The organism is Streptomyces sp. NPDC058880 (genome assembly GCF_042742535.1).
Lineage (GTDB): Bacteria > Actinomycetota > Actinomycetes > Streptomycetales > Streptomycetaceae > Streptomyces.
The window spans coordinates 115,185-136,086 of sequence record NZ_JBHYMC010000012.1 but is presented as its reverse complement, the minus strand read 5'-3'; the positions used below and the strand labels follow the sequence as shown (position 1 = coordinate 136,086).

Here is a 20,902-nt window from a genome sequence, read left to right as displayed (position 1 = left end):
CCCCGGCCCGCCTACTCCCCACCGCCCGGCGACCGCGCCGCCGCTGCCGCGCGCTCACGCAGCCGCCGTTTGTCCGGCTTGCCCCGCGCGGTGAGCGGGATCTCCCGTACCCAGAACACCGCGGTGGGCCGGTGCGCCCGCGCCAGTGTCCGTTCCACCAGGTCGCAGGCCTCGTCGGCCAACCCCGGCCCCGGCACGCGACCGGCCGCCGGGACCAGGAAGGCGCACACCTGCTCGCCGGTGAGCTCGCTGTGCCGGCCCACCACCACGGCCTGCGCGACCGCGGGATGCCGGGCGAGCGCCGCCTCCACGGGCACGCAGTACACGTTGTCCCCGTCGACCATCACCACGTCCGCGTCCCGGTCGTCGAGGTACAGGTAGCCGGCCCCGTCGAAGTGCCCGAGGTCACCCGTCCGCAGCCAGCCGTCGCGCACCGCCTCCGCCGTCGTCCCGGACCGGCCCCAGTAGCCCGACATCATCGCCGCCGACCGGATCCACACCGCACCCGTCTGCCCGGCGGCCACCACCGCACCCCGTCCGTCCCGCACCTCGGCCTCCACCCCCGCGACGGGCCTGCCGACCGAAGCCAGCAGCTCGGGCCGCCCGCCCACCCCCGCGTCGTGGTCGGCGGGCGTCAGCCGGCAGATCACCCCTGCCTCGTTCGTGCCGTAGCCCTGCCGCCAGCGCCCGCCCCAGCGCGTCACCGCCTCCCGCAGCCGCTCCGGATGGACCGGCGAGTCCCCGTACGAGACGATCGCCAGCCCGGGCACTCCGTGGGCGGTCGCGGGATCGTCCAGCAGCCGGTAGACCATCGAGGTCGTCAGGTACGTGGAGACGGGTCCCAGACGCTCACAGGCCGCCGCGAACTCCCTCGTCCCGAAGGGATCGAGGATCTCCACCCGCCCGCCGGCCCGGAACTGCTCCAGGCACCGCCCCCCGGACCGCTGCGCGAGCGAGGTGACCGACAGGTAGCCGGTCCTCGCCCAGCCGGCCGGCCGTACGGAGTTGCGCGCCGCCATCGCGCCGAAGGTCGAGGCGACCCCCTTGGGCCGCCCCGTCGTCCCGCCGGTGTAGGTCACCCGCGCCACGTCGTCGTCCCGCGCCCGCACGGTCACCGGTACGGCGGCGCGCCGCCCCGAGCGTCGGATCGCCTCGTCCAGGCCCAGCCGGCGCGCCCCGGTGCCGGGTACCGGAACGTCGTGCACCACCAGGTCCGGCCGGCAGTCCCGCAGGATGAAGTCCAGCCCGTACAGGGCAGGTCCGGCCACGACCTGGGTCAGCCGCGCACCCAGCAGGTGTGCGGCGATCCGCAGCAGCAGCACCTCGGTCCGGTTGGTGCCCGCCACGCAGGCGAGCCCCGAGCCATGCCCGATCCCCGCCTCGGCCAGCACCGCGGCGAGCCGCCAGGACGCGTCGAGCACCTCCTCGAACCGCAGCACGACCGGACCGACCCCGAGGGCAGGCCGCCCGGCATACCGCTCGAACGCCCCTACCAGGTCCGTGACATACCGTGCGGCCACCACGTGCGATCCGCCTCTCGCCGTACCGAGGGCGATCGTACGGTCACTCCCGCCGAGCCGGCTCCCACCACACCGGCGGCGCACTCCACGGACGGCCGGCCCAGCGGCATCATGGGCGTCATGACGACCGAATCCCGTGCTCGTTCATTCAGCTCCGCGGCCGCGCGCTACGCCGCGAGCCGCCCCTCGTATCCGCCCGAGCTCTTCGACACGCTGGCGGAACTGGCCGGCTTCCCCCTGGACGGCGCCCGCGTCGCCGACGTGGGCGCGGGTACGGGAATCGCCACGTCGCTGCTGGAGGCGCGCGGCGCCCGCGTGGTCGGGGTGGAGCCGGGCGAGGGCATGGCCGCCGAGTTCCGGCGGCGTAATCCCGGCACCCCGCTGGTGCGGGCCGACGGCAACAGGCTGCCGCTGTCGTCTGGATGTCTGGACCTGCTGACCTACGCGCAGTCCTGGCACTGGACCGATCCGGACCGGGCCGTCCCCGAGGCGCTGCGGGTACTGCGGCCCGGCGGGGCACTGGCCATCTGGCACAACGACCCGGACGTGACGATCGGATGGATCGCGGAGCAGCAGGCCCGCATCGAGGCCCGGTTCGGGCCGGGCTGGTACATCAACGAACGGGCCCGCCCCCAGGACGGGCTGCGCTTCACGGGCCGTCACCTGTCCTGGTCGCGCCGGGTCCCGGTCGACACGCACCTGGCCAAACTGTCCACGCACTCCCTCTTCCTCGTCGGCGAGCCCGGGACGGAGGCGTTCTTGGCCGAGGAACGCGCCCTGCTCATGCTCCGCTTCCCCGACGGGTGGGTCGAGGAGCGCTACGTGGTCGAGCTGAACGTGGCCGTCCGGGCCCGCTGAGACAGGGCGTGCCGCCAATCGGGTGAAGCCCCGGAACCCGGCGTCCCTCCGGCCGTTGATCAAGGCGCTCACCCTCATGCACCCGTGTGACACAAGGACACCTGATGCTCAAGAAGATTATGGCCACCGCCGCCGCCACCGCATCCATCGTCGGCGCGGGCGCCGCAGTCGCCGCCCCGGCCATGGCCGTCGGCAACGACAACGGGGTCAACACCGTCAACGGAAACGGTGCCCAGCAGATCTACGGTAACCAGAAGACCACGGGCGACCAGAGCCCGCAGCTCGGCCTGGTCCAGGGCACGCTGAACAAGCCCTGCATCGGTCTGCCGGCGAAGGTCAACGCCCAGTCGATCCTGGCCCTGGTCAACGTCGGCGTCCAGGACATCAACGTCCTGTCCAACCCGCAGAACCAGCAGTGCACCGAGAACTCCACCCAGGCCAAGGGCGACGAGCCGCTCTCCCACATCCTGGACAACATCCCGGTCCTTTCGGGCAACGTCTCGGCCGGCAGCTGACGCAGTCCCCTTCTTGCAAGAGTTGTACGAGCCGGGGCCTCCGACGCCTGCGCGAGTGCCCACGAGGCCCCGGCTTGCTCCACCCGGATCCACCGATCCGACGCACAGAACGGCGCGCGCCGGCCGGACGGCCGTCGACGTGGGCACCGAACCCCGCACCGCAGAGCCTCCCGCCCGACCGGGCCGGAGGCTCTGCTGCGTGCTGCGTGCTGCGTGCTGCGTGCTGCGTGCTGCGTTCCGCGGCTCTCGCGGTGATCGCGGTGCGGCGCCGCGACGTGTGAAACCGGATGTGCGGCGCCCCATCCGGTAGCTTCGGTTCCATGACCACTGAGCCGCAGAGCTTCGAGATCCTGGTGGTGCCCGAGCACATCGAGAACCTCCGCGGCGCCTCGCCGGCGGACCGCGCCCTGAGGTCGGCCGTGGTCGAGGCGACCGGAGAGCGAGGGGCCTCGGGATACCCCCGCTACCGGGGGCAGGGCGTGGAGGCCGACATCGACCCCACCACGCGCACCATCGAGGCCCTGCTCGTCGACGGCGCGGAGTTGGACTACGGGCTGATCGCCATGATCGCCCCCGAGGGCGGGGGCCGCGGATCCCGCCGCACGTAGCGGCGGGCGGACGGGTCAACCGGGGCGTTTGGGTCGTACGGATGGTGGCCGGGAGCGGGCCAGCGCGCCCGGGGTGCCGACGAGCACGAACTGCGCGGCCCGCACGCCCGCTTTTACAGCAAGAACTTCCTCACCGCCCCCGACGCCGAGATCCACGACGTGACCGAGCTGAACACCAGCTTCGCCTGGTCGGCCGGCGGCATGGTCTCCACCGCCGGGGACCTGAACCGCTTCTTCGCCGCACTGCTGGGCGGCCGGCTGCTGCCGCCCGCCCAGCAGGAGGAGATGTTCGCGGTCCGCCCGGCTCCCGCGGGCCAGTGGATCCCCGGCGCCTCTTACGGCCTGGGCATGTCGTCGATGGCGCTGTCCTGCGGTGCCACGGTCTGGGGCATGGGCGGTGCCATCAACGGCTCGTACTGCTACACCTACGGCACCCGCGACGGCGGGCACCTCCTCGCCCAGAGCGTCAACGGCGACTGGAACGACCCGATCGGCCTGTTCACGCAGGTCCTCGAGGCCGAGTTAGCCGGCGACCGTACGGCGTGAGGCCCGGCCCGGCCCCCGCGTGCGGGGCCGGGCCGGGCTGCGTCGGGTCGGGAGGGCTCAGCCCGGGGCTCAGCTCACCTGGAGGGCGACGTCGTCCACGACGAAGGAGGTCTGGAGGGACTGGTCCTCCACGCCGTTGAACTTCAGGGTGACGGTCCGGCCCGCGTACGCCGACAGGTCGTAGGTCTTCTCGGCGTATCCGGGCTTCGCGTCCAGGTTGGAGAAGGACGCCAGCGTCTGGCCGGCCACGGAGACCGTGAACCGGTCGTAGACGACGCTCGCGTATTCGTCCGTGTCGATGTGGAGGAAGAACGAGAGCCGGTACGAGGCACAGCCCGAGGGGATGGCCAGCGACTGCGAGGCGCTGTCCGTGTGGGGTGAGCCGTACCCGTTGAGCCAGGCCTTGTAGCTGCCGCTGTGCGGGGCCTGGCCGGACTGGCTGGTGATCACGCCGGCGGTCGCGCTCCACGGACTGGAGCCGTTCTCGAAGCCGCCGTTGACCACCAGCTGGCGCGGGGTGCAGCTGCCCCCGCCCGTGACGGTCAGCGTGTAGGTGGTGGTGTGGGCGACGGTGCCCGAGCCGGTGACGGTCAGGGTGTACGTGCCGGGCACCGTGCCCGCGCCGACCTGGACGGACAGCGTCGAGGAGGTGCCGGACACCACCGACGACGGGCTGAGCGAGGCGGTCACGCCGGCCGGTGCGCCGGAGACGGAGAGCGCGACCGTCTGCGCGGTGCCGCTCACGGTGGCGGTGTTCACCGTCGCCGAGACCGAACCGCCCGGAGCCGCACTGCCCGCGGCCGGGCTGACCCCGATGGAGAAGTCCTGCGCCGGGGTCTCGCCGCCGACGGCCTGCTTCCACAGTGCGTAGGCGACGCCGTCCGCGCTGCGGTCGAGCACCGTGGCGTTGATGTTGTTCGCGGTGTCACAGGAGCTGTGGTAGCAGGAGTCGTAGGCGGCGTTCGCGGTGCCGCCCCACTTCGAGGCCTGTGCCGAGGTCTTGCGGGCGCTGGCTCCGGCCGCGTAGCCGGAGGTGGGGATGCCGCCCTGCTGGAAGGAGTAGTCGTCGCTGCGGCCCTGCCCCTCGGTGTTCTCCTCGGGCGCCAGGTTCAGTGAGGTCCAGTACGCCTTGAGCGGCGCGGCGGTGGCGGAGTTCAGGTTGTTGATGAAGTAGCCGCCGTTGGTCGAGCCGACCATGTCGAAGTTGTAGTAGCCCTTGATGGCCGCGCGCTGGCTGCTGCTGAGCTGGTTGACGTAGAACTTCGAGCCGTTGAGGCCCTGCTCCTCGTCGGTCCACCAGGCGAAGCGCACGTGCTTGGTCATCGTCGGGTTCTTCTGGGCGAGGACGAGCGCGTTCTCCAGTAGGGTCGCGGAGCCCGAGCCGTTGTCGTTGATGCCGGGGCCGGCCGAGACGCCGTCCAGGTGGGCGCCGAACATGACGGTCTGGTCGGTGGGACCGCCGGGCCAGTCGGCGATCAGGTTGTTGGAGGGGTAGGCGCACGAGGAGCAGTACTGCTCCGTGACCGTGTAGCCGGCCGCCTGGAGCTTGCCCTTGACGTAGGCCAGCGACTGGTTGTAGCCGGCGCTGCCCGCACGGCGGTGACCGCCGTTCTGCGAGGCGATGGTGTTGAACTGTGACAGGTGCGCTCGCACGTTGGCGACGTCGATGTCCGGCGGGTCGTTGCCGGGCTGTGTCCCGCCGACGTTCAGCGTGAAGTCGACCGTGTGGGACAGCGCCGTGCCCTGGCCCTTGACGACGACCGTGGACGTGCCCGGCGCGGCGTTGGAGCCGGCGGTCAGCGTCAGCACCGAGGACTGTCCGGACTGCACGGTGGCGGGGTTGAAGGAGGCGCTCACTCCGGCCGGCAGGCCGGACGCAGTCAGCGTCACCGACTGGGCGGTGCCGGTGGTGACGGTGGTACCGACTGTGGTGGTGACCGTGCCGCCCTGCTGGACGGTGCCCGACGAGGGGGTCAGCGCCATCGAGAAGTCGTTGTTCTGGCCGCTCGGGGTGCAGGTCGGGTCGGCGGACTGGGCCGGCACGCTGATGGCGTCCCAGGCCGCCTTCGTCGTGTTGAAGAGGCCGCAGGTGGCGTCCAGCGACTTTGCCGAGTTCAGCGTCGCCGTGCGGTACTTCCGGTACGACATGCTGCTGGTCTTGAGCAGCATGCCGCCGTAGAAGATCTTGCCGGCGTTCTGCACGCCCACACCGGTCAGCGTGGTTCCGTTGCAGGTGCTGCTGTTGGGCTTGCCACCGCCCGGACTGGTGCCCTCGGCCAGCAGGTAGAACCAGTGGTTCAGGGGACCGGCGGCCGCGTGCACCTCCGTACCGGGTATCGCGGAGCTGTAGCAGGCCGGGTCATTGTTGACGGCCGGCGGGTTGTACATGTTGCGGATCGGGCCCCGGCCCTGGAGGTTGATCACCTCGCCCACGGTGTAGTCCGGCGTGTCGTACGGGGCGGGCTGGTTGATGTAGGCCTCGGTCAGCGCGCCGAAGATGTCACCGGTGGCCTCGCCGAGACCGGCCTCCTGGCCGCTGGTACCGCCGGGGGTGTTGGAGTCGATGGCGTGCCCGTACTCGTGGGCCACCACGTCGACGCCGGCGATCCACTCGTTCGCGGTGTTGCGTCCGATGGTGACCGAGCTGCCGTCCCAGTAGGCGTTCAGGTCGTTCAGCCCGACCTTGGCGGGGAAGGAGCGGCCGTTTCCGCTGACGCCGTTGCGGCCCAGCCACTGGGAGAGCATGTCCCACTGTTTCTGAGCTGCGAACATCAGGTCGACGCAGCCGGTCTCCTTGCTCGTGGGGTTGCCGGTGCCCCAGGAGTCGGAGGACTTCGTGAAGACCGTACCGGTGCTGTAGTCCGCGCAGCTCAGGCCGGTGCGGTTGGGGTCGCGCAGCGTGTACGTCGAACCGGAGTTGGTGGTGTCGATGGTGATCGGGCCGGGCCCGTTCCACTTGCTGTTGCCGGTGCCCGCGACGACGTCGTCGTAGGTGTCGACGAGCGCGCCCGTGCGGGCGTCGACGAAGACGTGGAGCCTGCTGGGGGCGGTCTTGGTACGGCCGCGCAGCACGGTCTCCCACGCCAGCACCGGCTTGTCGCCCTTGAGCCGGACGACGAGCCGACTGCTCTCGACCTTGTCGACCGCGGCGAGCTTCGCCCGCGAGGTGGCCTCGGCGTCCTTCGCGGACACCGTGGCCCGGGTAGCGATGTCGATGCGTACGGAAGAGGCGGACTGGAGGGCTCGAACCTTCCCGGCGCCGTCCGCGAGGACGACCGCGTCGCCGCCGACGACCGGCAGGCCGCGGTAGCTGCGCTCGTACGACACCGAATAGAGGTCCTTCACCCAGGGGGTGACGAGCCTGCGCTCGTACTGCTCCTGCGCGGAGTTGACCAGGGAGTCGAGACCGCTGTCGACGGCCTGGTCGGCGGCTGCGACCGCGCGTGCGGCGGGGGTGTCCTTCTGGGACGGTGCGGGCTGCGCCTGCGGCGCTGCCGATGCCGTCCCGGCCAGGGCGCCGGCGAGGCTCGCGGTCAGCGCCATCGCTGCCACGGCCGCCGTCCATCTGGTGGGTTGCAACGTCCACTCCGATCGTGGGGGGTTCGGGGATGAGTGGTGGTCGTTCGCGGCCGAGTATGAGTGTGTGCATGACGAGAATGGGACATCCCGGCAGGCATAAGGTCCGCGTTATGGTGCGGTCGCGGGCGCCCTGCGTACGCTGCCCGGATGCAGCTGGAGTTGAGGCATCTGCAAGCTGTCCTCCGGATAGCGGAGGCGGGCAGCCTGGGGGGCGCGGCGCGGCGGCTGGGAGTCTCGCAGCCCGCACTGTCCGCCCAGCTGAGGCGCATCGAACGGGTCACCGGTGGCGACCTGTTCGTGCGGGGCAGGGGCGGCGTGGAGCCCACGGCGCTGGGACAGTTCGTCCTGGCCAAAGCACGTCGGGTGCTGAGCGAGATGGACGCCCTGGGGGCCGAGGCGCGCGCCCTCTCGGCCGCCGGCCCGCTGCGCCTCGGCTGCATCCTGCTCGTGCTGCTCGACGGCCTGCTGGCTCAGACCGACCTGTCGATGTCCGGGCGGGAGATCGCTGTCGATCTGGAGGACTCGGTGACCGCGCTCGCCCGGATGCTCGGCGCCGGACGCTACGACGCCATCGTCTACGGCGAGGTCAACGGCCACGAAGTGCCGCTGCCGGAAGGGACCTTGTCCAGGACGCTGATCGCGAAGGAGCCCTTCGGGATCAGACTGTCCGCGAGCCACGGGCTGGCCGGTGCGGACCGCATCGACCTCGCCGACCTCGCGGGGGAGGCGTGGATGACTCCGGTGGAGGACGACGACGGCGGCCCCGAGGCACTCGTCGCGGCCTGCGCCGAGGCCGGGTTCAGCCCGTCACTGCGCTACCGGATCACCGACCGCAAGATGCACTACGACCTGATCGCGGCGGGCCGCGCGGTCTCGCTCAGCCAGCCGACGGCGCCGACGGCCGCGGGCACGGTGCTGCGCCCCCTCGTCGGCAGCCCCGTCACCGGACGCATCCGCCTGGCCTGGAACCGCTCGGCGCTCTCGGCCGACCAGGCCCAGCAGCTCTACCGGGCGGCGGCCCGCGCGTACCTGGCCAACATCGACAACAACCGCTTCCACCGGGAGTGGTGGGACGCGCACCCCGAGGTCCACCCGGTCGTCGACTGACGCACCGGCCGGCCGGCCGACCCGGGCGCGGGCGTGGTCAGCCGCGGTGGTGGGCGGTCAGCAGCAGGTACTCCCACTCCATCACGCCGTCCGTGGTGTGTTCGGCGGCGAGGGCGTCGAGCACCTCGTCCAGGGCCGCGACCTTGTCGGGATCGCCGCCCGCCGCGCGGTACACGGCGATCGTCGGCCCGTAGCAGGCCTTGAAGAACTCCCTGAAGTCCCAAGGGTTCTTGAAGAGGGACACGCGGACCGTCCTGCGGCGGGCGACGACATCGGTGACCGCGTCGCCGAGCAGCTCGTGGACGTACTCCTCGTCCCCCCACAGAGGTGGTGGCTGCGCACCCGGCGGGGCCGGCGGAGCATACGGCTTCATCGCGGCGAACAGCCGCCCGACGAAGCCCTCCGGGGTCCAGTTGATCAGCCCGACCGTCCCGCCGGCCCGGCACACGCGGAGCATCTCCTCGGCGGCGGTGCGGTGGTGCGGGGCGAACATGACGCCGACGCAGGACATCACGACGTCGAACTCGCCGTCCGCGAAGGGCAAGTCCTCGGCGTCAGCCTCCCGCCACTCCAGCTTCGCGCCCTGTACGGCGGCCAGGTGCCGCCCGGTCTCCAGCAGCTCGGGGGTCAGATCGGACGCCACGACGTCCGCGCCCGCCAGCGCCGCTGGAATGGCGGCGTTGCCGGACCCCGCGGCGATGTCGAGGACCCGGTCACCGGTCCGGACCCCGCACTCCTTCACCAGCAGTGGTCCCAGCCGGGGGATGACGTGGGAGGCCACGGACGGATAGTCACCCAGCGCCCACATCGCCCGGTGCCCTGCCTTCAGGGTGCGGTCGGCTTGCCGCGCCTCGCCCGCATCGGTCATGACAGCCGTCCTCCAGCGCTCGAAGCGTTTCCACCCTGAGCCTAGGGACCGTCCGGCGGACCGACCCGCCGGTGGAGCCACCCGGGTGTCGGCGGAGCGCGCCGGAGGGTCAGTCGTGAGCCGTGAGGCCTCCGAAGTCGCGGGCGAAGCCCTCGCGGAAGCCGGGCCGCTCCAGTGCCTCCTCGAAGGCCCGGGCGGCGAGCGCGAGCGCGGTCGCGTGCTCCTGGGCGGCGGTGAGTTCGGCAAGGTACGCGCGCAGGCTCAGTCCGCGGTCGGCGGCGAGTGCGGCGAGCCGGTCGCGCACGTCGGTGTCGACCTCGACGGTGGTGGTGTCGGCCATCCTCCGAGTATGCGCGCCCGGTGGCCGGCCGGGGGACTGTTCGCCGCGCCGGGGCACGCGCTATCCGGCCCAGCGTCCGGTGAGGAAGGTGATGGCCACCGTGGTGCACAGCGGGCTCGCGACGTACAGGTAGGCACCGCGTACCCACCGGCGGTGCAGGCTCCAGCCGGCCAGGGAGATCCACAGCGGCCACCACAGCAGCGTGGAGCGGGGCACGGAGGTGTACCAGTAGGACGTGCCCAGGGCCCACAGGGTGAGGGCGATGTACAGGGCCTCCGGCCAGTGGCGGCCCCGCACCAGTACGGCGAGCAGGACGAGCCCGGTCACCATGGCCAGCAGCTCCGCCTGCCACATGATCGCGTAGCCGGTGGGCCGGGTGTGGCCGAAGGCGGCCGTCCAGGTGTGGGACCAGGCCTCCCACGGCAGGTGGAACTCCCGGTACCAGCCACGCTCCTGGGAGTGCTTCCAGGCCTGCCAGTCGCCCGTCCCCGCATGCAGGTACCAGGTGTGGAGCAGCGGGGGGAGGGCCGGCAGGAGCAGCCACGGGGCCGCCCGCCAGGCGGTGCGGATCCGTACGGTCATCAGGAAGTGGAGGGTCAGCGCCGCCGCGAGGAACAACCCGGTCACCCGCACCGAGCAGGCCAGGCAGGTCAGGACCGAGGCGGCGGCCCAGCTCCGGCGCTGCGCCGCCAGCCAGGCGGGCAGGGCCAGCGCGAGGAAGAGCGACTCGGTGTAGCCCGCCGCGAGGAACACCGCGCAGGGCGAGACCAGCAGGAAGGCCGCTGCACGCCGGCCCGCGTCGTCGTGGACCAGCCGGTCTCGGGCGAGGCGGGCCAGGGCCAGGACGGCGACGCCACCCGCGACGAAGGAGATCAGCGCTCCGGACGCGGCCCAGGAGGGGACCACCGTGTGCACGGCGCGCAGGACGAGGGGGAAACCGGGCAGGAAGGCCTCCCTGTTGTCCCAGCCGACCGTCCAGGGACCCGTCGCATCGGGGAAGTACCCGTCCCGGGCTATGCGGAGGTAGAACGCCCAGTCCCAGCGCTCCCAGGGCCCGAGCAGCGACGGAGGGCGGCGGCTCTCGCCGTCGGAGGGGAACAGCCAGCCGACGGCCCCCGCGGTGGTCCACAGGCCGACGCGGGTCAGCAGGTAGAGCCACAGCACCTCGCGGTCGGCCGGCCCGAGCCACCGCGGGGCCCGGAGCGCGCGGCGGGAACGGGGGAGCGCCGGCCGACCCGGCGGGGCGGGCCGCGAGCGGCCGGCTGCGGCCGGCCGGTGCGGTGCGGAAACGGGCACGGGGGATCTCCTGGCCGTCTGAGGGCGTGCGGAACCACCGGCCCGGTTTTCCGGGCCGCTGTCCGCAGGCGGCGGTGTGGGCGGTGGCGCACCCGGGGCGGGCGCGCGGCGGGCGCGGCGTGGGGGCCGGGCGCCCGCCGGGAGGTGTCCCGCGGATCAGGCCCGATCCGCGGGACACCCCGCTAGCGGGGTGGCGCGGTGGTGGCGCTGGGCGCGCCGGGGTTGGTCGGGTTGTGCGGCGGACGGGCGCTCATCGTCCGGGTGGCGTCGGGATCGCCCACTCCGGCGGTCGCGGTGGGCGGGGTCCGCGAGGACGCGGTGCCCTGCGCGGAGGGAGGCGCGGTGGTCGGCGCGGTGGTCGGCAGATCGGACGCCGGTGGGGGAGACGGGGTGGTCGCCGGAAGGGTCGGGCGGCCGGAGTCCTGCGGCAGGAACGCGGCCAGCGCCGCGCCGGATCCGCCGAACAGCAGACAGCAGGCGGCGGCGATGCCGACGATCCGGCGCCGCCGGACCCGTTCGCCCCGGTGTGCGATGACGGTGACGGGCGGGAGTGCCGCCGCGGCCTGCCCGGCCGAGGCGGCGGCGCGGAAGGCGGACCGCAGCGGGTCGTGGGACTCAGGCATCGGGAGCCTCCTCGGTGCGCGGATCCTGCAGATGGTGGGAGAGCGCGGCCCGGCCGCGGGACAGGTGCGTCTTGACCGTGCTCGCGGACAGCGCGGTCTCGGCGGCGATCTGCTCGACCGTCAGGTCGCACAGGTAGTGCAGCGCCATCGTGCGGCGCTGCTTCAGTGGCAGCTGTCGCAGCGCCTCGACCAAGGCCACCGCCTCGGGACCGGGTCCCTCGACGTGCGCCGCCGGAGCACTGCGCCGCCAGGCTTCGGCCGAACGCCGGCGCACCCGCCAGCGGCTGACCGCGAGCCGCCACGCCACGGTGCGGATCCATGCCTCCGGGCGGCCCTCGCGGTCCAGCTGACGACGGCGCCCCCACCCCCGGACGAAGGCCTCCTGCACCACGTCCTGTGCCTCGTGGTGGTCGCCGAGCATCACGTACAGCTGTCCCGTGAGCCTCCCCGCCGCTTGTGCGTAGAACGCCTCGAACTCCTCGACGGTCAAAAATCGCTCCCGAATCCGTATATCGCTCTCACCCGGCATACGCTCGGCGCACCGGATCCGGTCGACACCCGATGACGGGAAATCCTGTGACGCCGGTCACGCCGTGCGCGGGGACGGGCCGCGGCGACCGTCCGGAACGGCGCAAGGGCCCGGATCCTCGTGGATCCGGGCCCTTGGGAGCAGTAGCGGGGACAGGATTCGAACCTGCGACCTCTGGGTTATGAGCCCAGCGAGCTACCGAGCTGCTCCACCCCGCGTCGGTGGACCTCACCCTACGGCATCCGGGGGACGGTCCGCGGCGGGTTTTTCGGGCGGCGGCGCCCGGCAAGTCCGTACAAGGGCGAATTCCCGCCGCGCAGGCGTGATCATTCCCCCTGGTGACAGTGCGTGCAGGCGTGTACCTTCTCCGGTAGCTGTCGTGGTTCCAAGTGCCTTGCCCGCGCCTTCAGGTGTGGGCAGTTTTGCTGTGTTGTGCCGTAGGACCAGGGCGATCACCTCCGTCCTCCACGCCGTGTGGAGGGCGTACGTCAACGGGAAGGCATGAACATGGCTACGGGAACCGTGAAGTGGTTCAACTCCGAGAAGGGCTTCGGCTTCATCGCGCAGGACGGCGGCGGCCCGGACGTCTTCGCCCACTACTCGGCGATCAACGCCACGGGCTACCGTGAGCTCCAGGAGGGTCAGGCCGTGACCTTCGACATCACGCAGGGCCAGAAGGGCCCGCAGGCGGAGAACATCACCCCCGCCTGATCCCCGGTCGACCCGGGCCGTGGTCCGGGTACCGGAGAACCGTTTCCTCCTCTCGGGGCCAACCGGTGGAGGGACGATCAGGGCCGTGCGGCATCGCCGCACGGCCCTGTTTCGTCTCCTCCGCCTCCGAGTCCGCGGGCCCCTACGGCACGCGCGGGCCGCGCGCCGGGGGACGGGCCGTGAGCCTGGCCGGCCGGGGCCGTACCGCTCCGCGGATGAGGCATGATCGGAGGATGTCTGATCGCATCATTGCCGCCTGTGACGGAGCGGCGAAGGGGAACCCCGGACCCGCCGGCTGGGGATGGGTCATCGCCGACGCCGAGGGACACCCGAAACGCTGGGAGGCCGGTCCGCTGGGGCGCTCCACCAACAACATCGGGGAGCTGACCGCGCTCCAGCGGCTGTTGGAGGCGCTGGAGCCCGGGACGTCCGTCGAGGTGAGGATGGACTCGCAGTACGCGATGAAGGCGGTCACCCAGTGGCTGCCCGGCTGGAAGCGCAACGGCTGGAAGACCGCCTCCGGCGGGCCCGTGGCGAACCGCGAACTCGTCGAGGAGATCGACGGCCTGCTCGCCGAGCGCGACGTGACCTTCCGGTACGTTCCCGCGCACCGCGAGGACGGCGACCACCTCAACGCGATCGCCGACCAGGCCGCCAGTGACGCGGCGCTCAGGCAGGAGGCGGCGGGCACGGCCCTGGGGAACACGGACCTGCCGGTACCGGCCCCCGCGGCGCCCGCACGGCGGGGAGCCGCCACGGCGAAGAAGCGATCGAGTGCGGGATCGGCTGCGGGCCGGGCGAGCCGGGGGAGCCGGGCCATCAAGGCGAAGTTCCCGGGCAGCTGCCCCTGCGGTGCGCCGTACGCCGTCGGCGACATGATCGCCAAGAACGGCAGCCGCTGGGGCCACGAGAGCTGCGCGGCCGCCGCCATCGGGGCCGAGGGCTGAGCAGGCCGGCCGCGGACCAGGGCGCATATCGAAAATATTTCCTAGATGATCGTCAGGCTGCCCGGCTACCGTGCGGGCATGGTGAATTTCGTGCTGGTTGCCGGTGCACGGCTCGGGGCGTGGGCGTGGGGCGACGTGGTGCCGTATCTGCGCGCGGCCGGCCACGGCGTCCATCCGTTGACGCTGTCCGGTCTTGCTGACAAGCGGGGTGTACCGGCGGGGCAGGCGACTCACGTCCAGGACATCGTTGCCGAGGTGGAACGCCAGGGTCTGCGTGACGTGGTCCTGGTGGGTCACAGTTACTCGGGCATCCCGGTAGGTCAGGCCGCTGAGCGGATCGGTGACCGACTGGCCCGCGTGGTATTCGTCGACTCAAGCGTTCCGGTTGACGGCGAGTCGTTTGTCTCCGCCTGGCCGGACGGCGGGCCGGCGGTGGAGGCGGCGATCGCCGAGAACGGGGGGTTCTGGCCGCTCGCGCCGGCTGCTCATTACGACGGCGAGGGTCTCACCGAAGAGCAGATCGCACGCCTCGTGCGTGGCTCGACGCCCCACCCAGGTGCCACGCTGACCGAGCCCGCTGTGCTGTCGGGGCCGCTCGGTGAACTTCCGGCGACCTACGTCCTATGCGTGATGCCGGGGGCCGAGCCTGACGACGCCGAGCCCGACGAGGATGTGGCTGAGCTGCTGAACAGCGAGCTCTGGCGGCTGGTCACGATGGACACCGGCCATTGGCCGATGTTCTCCCAGCCGCGCGAGCTGGCGCAGATTCTCCTGGATGCTGCCGTGGAGTGAGGGCACCTCCATGTGGACTCGTTCTTCTACGGTGTCTACGGTCGGAACACGCGGAGGTGGGCGACCTCGAAGGCCATCTCGGACACTCCCGCCTCGGGTGCCGGGTGGTAGCGGCCTGCGCAGACCGAGAGGTTGACGATGAGATAGGCCCGCCAGCGCCGTCCCACACCGCGCCGGTCGGCGAAGACCTGCTTGCCGTTGACCCACCACACCACCGAGCGGGACCCGAATTCCACCGTGAGGTCGACCCAGCGGCCGTGGCCGACGGTCGGGTCCCGGTGGTAACGGGAGCCGCCCCTGACGTGGTTGGACAGTTCGAGGAGGTCGGGGTTGTCCGGGTGGTACTCGAAGACGTCGATCTCGTTGCCGCCGTCCAGCCAGGTCCAGATCGCGGGCCAGGCCCCGAGTTCGGCCGGCAGCCGTACGCGGGACTCCAGTACGTCGCCGGTCCGCACCATGAAGCCCTCCTCGCTGCCCTCGGTGGTCAGCAGCCCGGCGTTCCACTTGCCGTCCGGGCGGCGGACGGCACGGAAGGTGCCGGTGCGGCTGTAGAAGGGGTCTGGTACCAGGTGGTCCAGCTTGTTGTCGCCGGGGTTGGTGGGGCCGCCGTTCGGATAGGCCCAGGAACGGCCGGCGACCCACTGGCGGGTCGAGCCGAAGTCCGCCGTGAAGACCGGGGCCCGGGCGCTCGCCGGGCTGACGGCATCACCGTCGGGGGTGGTGGAGGTGGAACGTCCGAGGAGCCGTCGGATCCGGTCGAGAACCTGAGTGAGCACATCGCTCCTTCCCGAGAACGCGAGCCCTTGCAGCATGCCCGCCTGCCGGTGAATACATACCGGTCCACCGGTTTGTGTGCAGCCCGCCCCGCCGTGCGACGATCCGAGCGCCGGCTACTCGAACCGCGAGGTGTCGCCGGCCCCGCGACGGACGATCTCGGCGTCGCCGGAGGAGAAGTCGATGACCGTGGTCGGCTCGGTGCCGCAGTCACCCGAGTCCAGTACGGCGTCCACCTCGTGGTCGAGACGCTCCTTGATCTCCCAGCCCTGGGTCATCGGCTCCGCCTCGTCCGGCAGCAGCAGTGTGCTTGACAGCAGCGGTTCGCCGAGCTCCGCGAGCAGGGCCTGGGTCACCACGTGGTCGGGGATCCGGACGCCGACCGTCTTCTTCTTCGGATGCAGCAGCTGGCGCGGCACCTCCGAGGTCGCCGGGAGGATGAAGGTGTAACTGCCGGGAGTGGCCGCCTTGATGGCGCGGAACACGTTGTTGTCGATCCGTACGAACTGCCCCAGCTGGGCGAAGTTCTGGCACACCAGGGTGAAGTGGTGGCGGTCGTCCAGATCGCGGATCGAGCGGATCCGTCCGATGCCGTCCCGGTTGCCCAGCTGGCATCCCAGCGCGAAGCAGGAGTCCGTGGGGTAGGCGACGAGCCCGCCCGAGCGGATCATGCCGACCACATTGTCGATGGTGCGCCGCTGCGGGTTCTCGGGGTGCACGTCGAAGTATTTCGCCATCCGCCGAGCCTACGCGGTCGCCGGTACCGCCTTCGACCACGTCCGACCGCCTCCGAGCCCCGGCCGCTCCGGCGCCGCCGGGGCCCGGGCCCGGCCGCTCCGGACGCTTCCCGGCGGTTTCCGGGGGACGATGAGAGGTGACCGTGCGCCCCGGACCGCCCGGACGGGGCCGGACCGGGCCGGGGCGGGTGGCCGCCGGGCCGATGGTGCCGGAAGGGAGCATCGCCGATGGGTGCGATCGACGGGTCGGGGACCAGCGAGAGCCAGCCCGGCGCAGCCGGGATCGCCCCGCCGAGCGGCCTCCTCGACGTCCTGAACGTGGCCGCCGTTGTGCTCGACTCCGACGGCCGGGTCGCCCTGTGGAGCCCACAAGCAGAACAATTGTTCGGCTGGGCGGCGGACGAGGCGCTCGGCCAGCCCGCGGCCCGGCTGCTGGCCGACACGCAGCACGTCGGACTGGTGACGGAGCTGTTCGCCCGGGTCATGGGCGGCGCCGGAGACTGGGCGGGCGCCTTCCCGGTACGGCACAAGGACGGCAGCACACGCCTCGTGGAGTTCCGCAACATGCGGCTGCTCGACGATCGCGGCGACCTGTACGCCCTGGGCATCGCGACCGATCGCACCACACTGCGGCAGCTGGAGCGGGACCTCGCCCTCTCCGCCCGCCTCGTGGCCCAGTCCCCGATCGGGCTCGCCGTCCTGGACACCGAGCTGCGCTACGTCCTGGTCAACCCCACGCTGGAGCGGATCAACGGGCTGCCCGCCTCCGAGCACATCGGCCGGGGCGTCCGGGAGGCCCTGTCCTTCCTCGACGACACGGAGGCCGCCGAGTCGGCGATGCGCCAGGTCCTGGCCACCGGGACTCCGCTGCTGGAGCAGTTCACGGCCGGACGCACCCACGGCGGGCACCGCACCGAACACGCCTGGTCGGTGTCCTACTACCGGCTCGAGGACGCCACCGGACGGGTCCTGGGCCTGGCCACCTCGGTGGTCGACGTCACCCAGAGCCACCAGGCGGCGCTCGAGATCGCCCGCAGCCGCCGCCGCCTCGCGCTGATCGCGGACGCCACCGTCCGCATCGGCACCACCCTCGACCTCGACCAGACCGCCCGCGAGCTCGCGGACGTCGTCGTGCCCGAGCTCGCAGACATCGCCGCCGTCGACATCCTCGACTCGGTCCTCGAAGGGCGGCCCACGCTCAGGTCGTCGGCCCACGAGCCGGCCGTGTTCCGCGCCCTCGCCGTCGCCGCCGCCTATCCGAGCGAGGCCGTCCGCGCCGCGGACCCGCCGGGAGACATCGCCCGCTACGCCGCCGACCGGCTGGTCACCCGGTCCGTGACCACCGGCCACCCGGTCCTCGTCGCCCACGTGCAGGCCAGGGACATCTCCCGGATCGCTCGCGACAGCAACGCCGCCTCCCTCCTGACCCGCGCCGGACTGCGCTCCTACCTGGCCGTCCCGCTCATCGCGCGCGGCGAGGTCCTGGGCGCCCTGGACCTCAAACGCACCCGCAATCCGCTCCCGTTCAACGACGACGACATCGTGCTGGCCGGCGAACTGGCCGCGCGCGCAGCCGTGTGCATCGACAACGCCCGCTGGTACCGCAACGCTCACCACACCGCACTCGCCCTCCAGCACCACCTGCTGCCCCACCACCCGCCGCCCACACCCGGTCTGGAGGTGGCCTCCCGCTACCGGCCTGCCGCGGCCAGCAGCGAGATCGGCGGCGACTGGTTCGACGCCATTGCGGGACCGGACGACACCACCGTCCTCGTCATCGGCGACGTCATGGGCAGTGGTATCAACGCGGCAGCCAGCATGGGGCAGTTGCGCACCGCGACCCGCACCCTCGCCGAACTCGCCCTCGACCCGCCCCAGGTGCTCCAGCAGCTGGACCGCACCACGGCCGCCCTGGAGGAGACCATCGCCACCTGCGTCTACGTCGTCCACGACCCGCACCGCGCGCAATGCCGCATCGCCGTCGCGGGACACCTGCCTCCCGTGCTCATCCGGGCGGGCCACGCACCCCGGCTGCTCGACCTGCCCACCGGAGCGCCGCTCGGCGTGGGCGGCATCCCCTTCGAGGCGACCACCGTGGCCATGGCCCCCGGCGACCAACTGGTGCTCTATACGGACGGCCTGGTGGAGACCCGTGACCAGCCCATCGACGAGCGCCTCGGTCTCCTGCTGGACCTGCTGGCCGACACCGGGCGCCCGCTGGAGGAGACCTGCGACCGGCTCCTGGACTCCCTGCGCCGCCCCGACGACCACGACGACGTGGCCCTCGTCATCGCCCGCGCACGGTCCCTGACCCAGGACTCCCGTCTCGCGGCCGCGCCGGTACGGGCCTAGCCTGACCGTGTATGCCGACCCTGGTCCCCGTACCGCAGGAGGCATTGGTGAAAACGACGCAACTACGGCTTCGCCGGACCTGCGCGGCCACCGCCGCGGCAGGGCTGCTCCTCACCGGGGCCGTCACGGCCCCCGCATACGGGGCGCCCACCCCCGGACCGTCCGCCTCGGCCACGCCCTCGCCGGACGCGGACGGGGAGTTCAAGCAGATCACCCCGGCTGTCGCGGGCCAGCTGGACGCCGCCGTGCGCCAGGTCATGCGCGAGGCACAGGTGCCCGGTGTGGTCGTGGGCCTGTGGGCACCCGGCAAGGGCAGCTACGTGAAGGCCTTCGGCGTGGCCGACAAGGCGACGGGCGAGCCCATGCGGACGGACTTCAACACGCGCATCGGCAGCCTGACCAAGACGTTCACGGTCACCGCCCTCCTCCAGCTGGTCGACCAGGGCAAGGTCGGCCTCGACGACCCGATCGGCGACTACATCTCCGGCGTGCCGAACGGCGGCGCCATCACCCTGCGCGAACTGGCCGGCATGCGCAGCGGGTTGTTCAACTACAGCGAGGATCCTGACTTCGACAAGGCGTTCACCGCCGACCCCGACCGCCCCTTCACCCCGCAGGAGTTGCTCGACTACTCCTTCAGGCACCCGGTGCAGTTCGCTCCGGACGCGAAGTTCCAGTACTCCAACACCAACCTGATCCTGCTCGGCCTGGTGATCGAGAAGATCACCGGCCGACCGCTCGCCGAGGTGGTCGACGAGGACGTCGTGGACCCGGCCGGACTGCGCCGGACCTTCTTCCCGACCGGCGCGGAGTTCCCCGCTCCGCACGCCCAGGGCTACACCGACCAGACCGCGTCGGGGAAGGTCGAGGTGTCGACGGACTGGAACCCGTCCTGGGCCTGGGCGGCCGGAGCGATGATCTCCGACCTCCAGAACCTGCGCAGCTGGGCCCGTACGCTCGCCACCGGCACGCTCCTGACGCCCGCGACCCAGGCCCAGCGCCTGAAGACCCAGTCGGTCGGCATCCCGGGCGCCGGCTACGGGCTGGGCCTCTTCGACGTCCAGGGCTGGATCGGGCACAACGGTTCGCTCCCCGGCTACCAGAGCCTCGCGGTGTACCTCCCGCAGGCCCAGGCGACCCTGGTCGTCATCCTCAACACCGACATCCTCCACGACGGCCAGGAGCCCAGCACGCTCTTCGGTGAGGCGATCACCTCCATCGTCACCCCGGACAACGTCTACCCCGGCCGCAAGCCGTCGGAGCCGAGGTCCGGCTGAGGGCCTGCCCGGCCCCGCACGCCTGCCCGGCCCGCCCGGGCAGGCTGGGTCGGATCATCGGACTGTTAGGGTCCGTGCCATGCCCCAGCTCATCGCCCCCAGCCCCCACCTGCACGGAACCTGGATCGCCGCACGGGAGGAATGGGGACCCGATGCCCACATGGACGGTGCGGGGCTCGGCTCCGGCGACGACGTCGACACCCCGGAGGGCTTCGCGGCCTGGACACGAAAGCTCCGCCGGTACGCGGACCGCTCGGTGCCGGTCGACCACGGCCGCGTCCACGCGACGTACTGGTGGATCACCGAGGACGACACGTACCTCGGCGCCATCGACCTGCGCCACTACCTCAACGGCTTCCTCCTCGACGCCGGCGGCCACATCGGCTACGGCATAAGGCCCTCGGCCCGCAGGCGCGGCCTGGCCACCTGGGCCCTGACCGCCGTGCTCCACGAGGCGCGGGTCCTCGGCATGGACCGGGTCCTGCTCACCTGCGACCCCGGCAACACGGGGTCCGTCCGCACCATCGAGCGCGGCGGTGGCGTGCTGGAGGACGTGCGCGAGACCCTGATCGGGCCCAAGCGCCGCTACTGGATCACCCTCTGACTCCTGCCGTGCCCGCGCCGCCGGCGTGCCGCACGGCCGGGGTGGGTCGATAGTGCGGCGGTGGGTCGATAGTGCGGCCGTGAGCGACTGGTCGCAGGGATCTGGTCCCGGCGGTGGCCCCCCCCGGAGGGGACCGCATGGTCCGGACACGCGGGTGCGCGGGCCTTCGCGGCGGTCGAGGGGGCCACGGACTGGCTCCTCGGCTATCCGTTCGTCCTGCGGGAACTGGCCGGGCAGTGGCGGAGCGGCGCCGCAGGAGCCCCCGCCGGCCGGGACGGCGGGGGCGTGTCCGCCCGCGATCAGGCGCCGCCTCTGAGGC

At 72.1% G+C, this 20,902-nt stretch carries 20 protein-coding genes and 1 tRNA gene; 11 read left to right on the top strand and 10 right to left on the bottom strand.

What is annotated here, in order from left to right; translation table 11 throughout:
* Positions 1-11 precede the first annotated feature (11 nt).
* Entirely contained in the window at positions 12-1,520 is a 1,509-nt protein-coding gene (locus tag ACFW2G_RS10255) for an AMP-binding protein (protein WP_384582158.1), read from the bottom strand.
* A 120-nt stretch (positions 1,521-1,640) separates the two neighbouring features.
* On the opposite strand from ACFW2G_RS10255, the gene ACFW2G_RS10250 reads away from it, so the two are divergent.
* The 4 genes from ACFW2G_RS10250 to ACFW2G_RS10235 all read left to right on the top strand — a co-directional run bounded on the left by ACFW2G_RS10250 (position 1,641) and on the right by ACFW2G_RS10235 (position 4,047).
* The gene (locus ACFW2G_RS10250) at positions 1,641-2,378 is read left to right on the top strand and encodes a class I SAM-dependent methyltransferase (RefSeq protein ID WP_384453779.1); all 738 of its coding nucleotides are present in this window, start codon (positions 1,641-1,643) and stop codon (positions 2,376-2,378) included.
* Between the two features lie 104 nt (positions 2,379-2,482).
* Positions 2,483-2,893, top strand: a complete 411-nt coding sequence (locus ACFW2G_RS10245) for a rodlin (RefSeq protein WP_037917365.1) — start codon at positions 2,483-2,485, stop codon at positions 2,891-2,893.
* A 320-nt stretch (positions 2,894-3,213) separates the two neighbouring features.
* A complete protein-coding gene (locus ACFW2G_RS10240; RefSeq protein ID WP_037917367.1) occupies positions 3,214-3,501 on the top strand; it encodes a hypothetical protein in 288 nt (95 codons plus the stop codon).
* 159 nt (positions 3,502-3,660) lie between these two features.
* Entirely contained in the window at positions 3,661-4,047 is a 387-nt protein-coding gene (locus tag ACFW2G_RS10235; protein ID WP_384582160.1) for a serine hydrolase, read from the top strand.
* A gap of 69 nt (positions 4,048-4,116) precedes the next feature.
* Here ACFW2G_RS10235 and ACFW2G_RS10230 read toward each other — a convergent pair whose 3' ends face one another.
* On the bottom strand, positions 4,117-7,590 hold the full coding sequence (locus ACFW2G_RS10230) for a M28 family peptidase (protein ID WP_384453830.1): 3,474 nt from the start codon (positions 7,588-7,590) through the stop codon (positions 4,117-4,119).
* Between the two features lie 183 nt (positions 7,591-7,773).
* On the opposite strand from ACFW2G_RS10230, the gene ACFW2G_RS10225 reads away from it, so the two are divergent.
* Entirely contained in the window at positions 7,774-8,733 is a 960-nt protein-coding gene (locus tag ACFW2G_RS10225; protein ID WP_384453786.1) for a LysR family transcriptional regulator, read from the top strand.
* Positions 8,734-8,770: 37 nt separating this feature from the next.
* On the opposite strand, the gene ACFW2G_RS10220 is transcribed toward ACFW2G_RS10225, so the two are convergent.
* The 6 genes from ACFW2G_RS10220 to ACFW2G_RS10195 form a co-directional block, all read right to left on the bottom strand.
* Positions 8,771-9,601, bottom strand: coding sequence for a class I SAM-dependent methyltransferase (locus ACFW2G_RS10220; RefSeq protein WP_384582162.1), 831 nt, complete (start codon positions 9,599-9,601; stop codon positions 8,771-8,773).
* A 109-nt stretch (positions 9,602-9,710) separates the two neighbouring features.
* Complete coding sequence (locus ACFW2G_RS10215; protein WP_037917373.1) at positions 9,711-9,941, bottom strand: hypothetical protein; 231 nt, start codon at positions 9,939-9,941, stop codon at positions 9,711-9,713.
* A gap of 60 nt (positions 9,942-10,001) precedes the next feature.
* Positions 10,002-11,237, bottom strand: a complete 1,236-nt coding sequence (locus ACFW2G_RS10210) for a mannosyltransferase family protein (RefSeq protein ID WP_384582164.1) — start codon at positions 11,235-11,237, stop codon at positions 10,002-10,004.
* A gap of 182 nt (positions 11,238-11,419) precedes the next feature.
* The gene (locus ACFW2G_RS10205; RefSeq protein WP_384453796.1) at positions 11,420-11,860 is read right to left on the bottom strand and encodes a hypothetical protein; all 441 of its coding nucleotides are present in this window, start codon (positions 11,858-11,860) and stop codon (positions 11,420-11,422) included.
* Positions 11,853-12,350 carry a SigE family RNA polymerase sigma factor gene (locus ACFW2G_RS10200; protein ID WP_037917377.1) on the bottom strand — a complete coding sequence of 166 codons (498 nt, stop codon included), beginning with the start codon at positions 12,348-12,350 and terminating at the stop codon, positions 11,853-11,855. Before ACFW2G_RS10200 ends, ACFW2G_RS10205 begins: the two co-directional genes overlap by 8 nt.
* 183 nt (positions 12,351-12,533) lie before the next feature.
* Positions 12,534-12,607 (bottom strand) — tRNA-Met (locus ACFW2G_RS10195).
* 289 nt (positions 12,608-12,896) lie between these two features.
* Between ACFW2G_RS10195 and ACFW2G_RS10190 the strand changes: the two genes are divergently transcribed.
* From ACFW2G_RS10190 to ACFW2G_RS10180, 3 genes are all read left to right on the top strand, one after another.
* Entirely contained in the window at positions 12,897-13,100 is a 204-nt protein-coding gene (locus tag ACFW2G_RS10190; RefSeq protein WP_030036890.1) for a cold-shock protein, read from the top strand.
* Positions 13,101-13,333: 233 nt separating this feature from the next.
* Positions 13,334-14,047: a ribonuclease H gene (locus tag ACFW2G_RS10185; RefSeq protein WP_384453801.1), complete on the top strand. Its 714-nt coding sequence runs from the start codon at positions 13,334-13,336 to the stop codon at positions 14,045-14,047.
* A 78-nt stretch (positions 14,048-14,125) separates the two neighbouring features.
* Entirely contained in the window at positions 14,126-14,839 is a 714-nt protein-coding gene (locus ACFW2G_RS10180; protein ID WP_384582256.1) for an alpha/beta fold hydrolase, read from the top strand.
* Between the two features lie 35 nt (positions 14,840-14,874).
* Here ACFW2G_RS10180 and ACFW2G_RS10175 read toward each other — a convergent pair whose 3' ends face one another.
* A complete protein-coding gene (locus ACFW2G_RS10175) occupies positions 14,875-15,615 on the bottom strand; it encodes a beta-glucanase (protein ID WP_384453804.1) in 741 nt (246 codons plus the stop codon).
* A gap of 114 nt (positions 15,616-15,729) precedes the next feature.
* A complete protein-coding gene (locus tag ACFW2G_RS10170) occupies positions 15,730-16,350 on the bottom strand; it encodes an L-threonylcarbamoyladenylate synthase (RefSeq protein WP_037917382.1) in 621 nt (206 codons plus the stop codon).
* Between the two features lie 228 nt (positions 16,351-16,578).
* On the opposite strand from ACFW2G_RS10170, the gene ACFW2G_RS10165 reads away from it, so the two are divergent.
* The 3 genes from ACFW2G_RS10165 (at position 16,579) to ACFW2G_RS10155 (ending at position 20,583) form a co-directional block, all read left to right on the top strand.
* Positions 16,579-18,702, top strand: a complete 2,124-nt coding sequence (locus ACFW2G_RS10165; protein ID WP_037917385.1) for a SpoIIE family protein phosphatase — start codon at positions 16,579-16,581, stop codon at positions 18,700-18,702.
* Positions 18,703-18,713: 11 nt separating this feature from the next.
* Positions 18,714-19,979: a serine hydrolase gene (locus ACFW2G_RS10160; RefSeq protein WP_052030165.1), complete on the top strand. Its 1,266-nt coding sequence runs from the start codon at positions 18,714-18,716 to the stop codon at positions 19,977-19,979.
* A gap of 79 nt (positions 19,980-20,058) precedes the next feature.
* Positions 20,059-20,583 (top strand): GNAT family N-acetyltransferase, encoded by a 525-nt coding sequence (locus tag ACFW2G_RS10155; protein WP_384582166.1) that lies wholly within the window; start codon positions 20,059-20,061, stop codon positions 20,581-20,583.
* Positions 20,584-20,902: the final 319 nt, after the last annotated feature.

What these genes read in the sequence shown, in the direction of transcription:
- ACFW2G_RS10170 (WP_037917382.1), bottom strand. Translation starts at nt 16,350, where the DNA reads ATGGCGAAATACTTCGACGTGCACCCCGAGAACCCGCAGCGGCGCACC.
- ACFW2G_RS10215 (WP_037917373.1), bottom strand. Translation starts at nt 9,941, where the DNA reads ATGGCCGACACCACCACCGTCGAGGTCGACACCGACGTGCGCGACCGG.
- ACFW2G_RS10220 (WP_384582162.1), bottom strand. Translation starts at nt 9,601, where the DNA reads ATGACCGATGCGGGCGAGGCGCGGCAAGCCGACCGCACCCTGAAGGCA.
- ACFW2G_RS10165 (WP_037917385.1), top strand. Translation starts at nt 16,579, where the DNA reads ATGGGTGCGATCGACGGGTCGGGGACCAGCGAGAGCCAGCCCGGCGCA.
- ACFW2G_RS10160 (WP_052030165.1), top strand. Translation starts at nt 18,714, where the DNA reads ATGCCGACCCTGGTCCCCGTACCGCAGGAGGCATTGGTGAAAACGACG.
- ACFW2G_RS10250 (WP_384453779.1), top strand. Translation starts at nt 1,641, where the DNA reads ATGACGACCGAATCCCGTGCTCGTTCATTCAGCTCCGCGGCCGCGCGC.
- ACFW2G_RS10155 (WP_384582166.1), top strand. Translation starts at nt 20,059, where the DNA reads ATGCCCCAGCTCATCGCCCCCAGCCCCCACCTGCACGGAACCTGGATC.
- ACFW2G_RS10190 (WP_030036890.1), top strand. Translation starts at nt 12,897, where the DNA reads ATGGCTACGGGAACCGTGAAGTGGTTCAACTCCGAGAAGGGCTTCGGC.
- ACFW2G_RS10240 (WP_037917367.1), top strand. Translation starts at nt 3,214, where the DNA reads ATGACCACTGAGCCGCAGAGCTTCGAGATCCTGGTGGTGCCCGAGCAC.
- ACFW2G_RS10230 (WP_384453830.1), bottom strand. Translation starts at nt 7,590, where the DNA reads ATGGCGCTGACCGCGAGCCTCGCCGGCGCCCTGGCCGGGACGGCATCG.
- ACFW2G_RS10225 (WP_384453786.1), top strand. Translation starts at nt 7,774, where the DNA reads ATGCAGCTGGAGTTGAGGCATCTGCAAGCTGTCCTCCGGATAGCGGAG.
- ACFW2G_RS10180 (WP_384582256.1), top strand. Translation starts at nt 14,126, where the DNA reads ATGGTGAATTTCGTGCTGGTTGCCGGTGCACGGCTCGGGGCGTGGGCG.
- ACFW2G_RS10245 (WP_037917365.1), top strand. Translation starts at nt 2,483, where the DNA reads ATGCTCAAGAAGATTATGGCCACCGCCGCCGCCACCGCATCCATCGTC.
- ACFW2G_RS10185 (WP_384453801.1), top strand. Translation starts at nt 13,334, where the DNA reads ATGTCTGATCGCATCATTGCCGCCTGTGACGGAGCGGCGAAGGGGAAC.
- ACFW2G_RS10205 (WP_384453796.1), bottom strand. Translation starts at nt 11,860, where the DNA reads ATGCCTGAGTCCCACGACCCGCTGCGGTCCGCCTTCCGCGCCGCCGCC.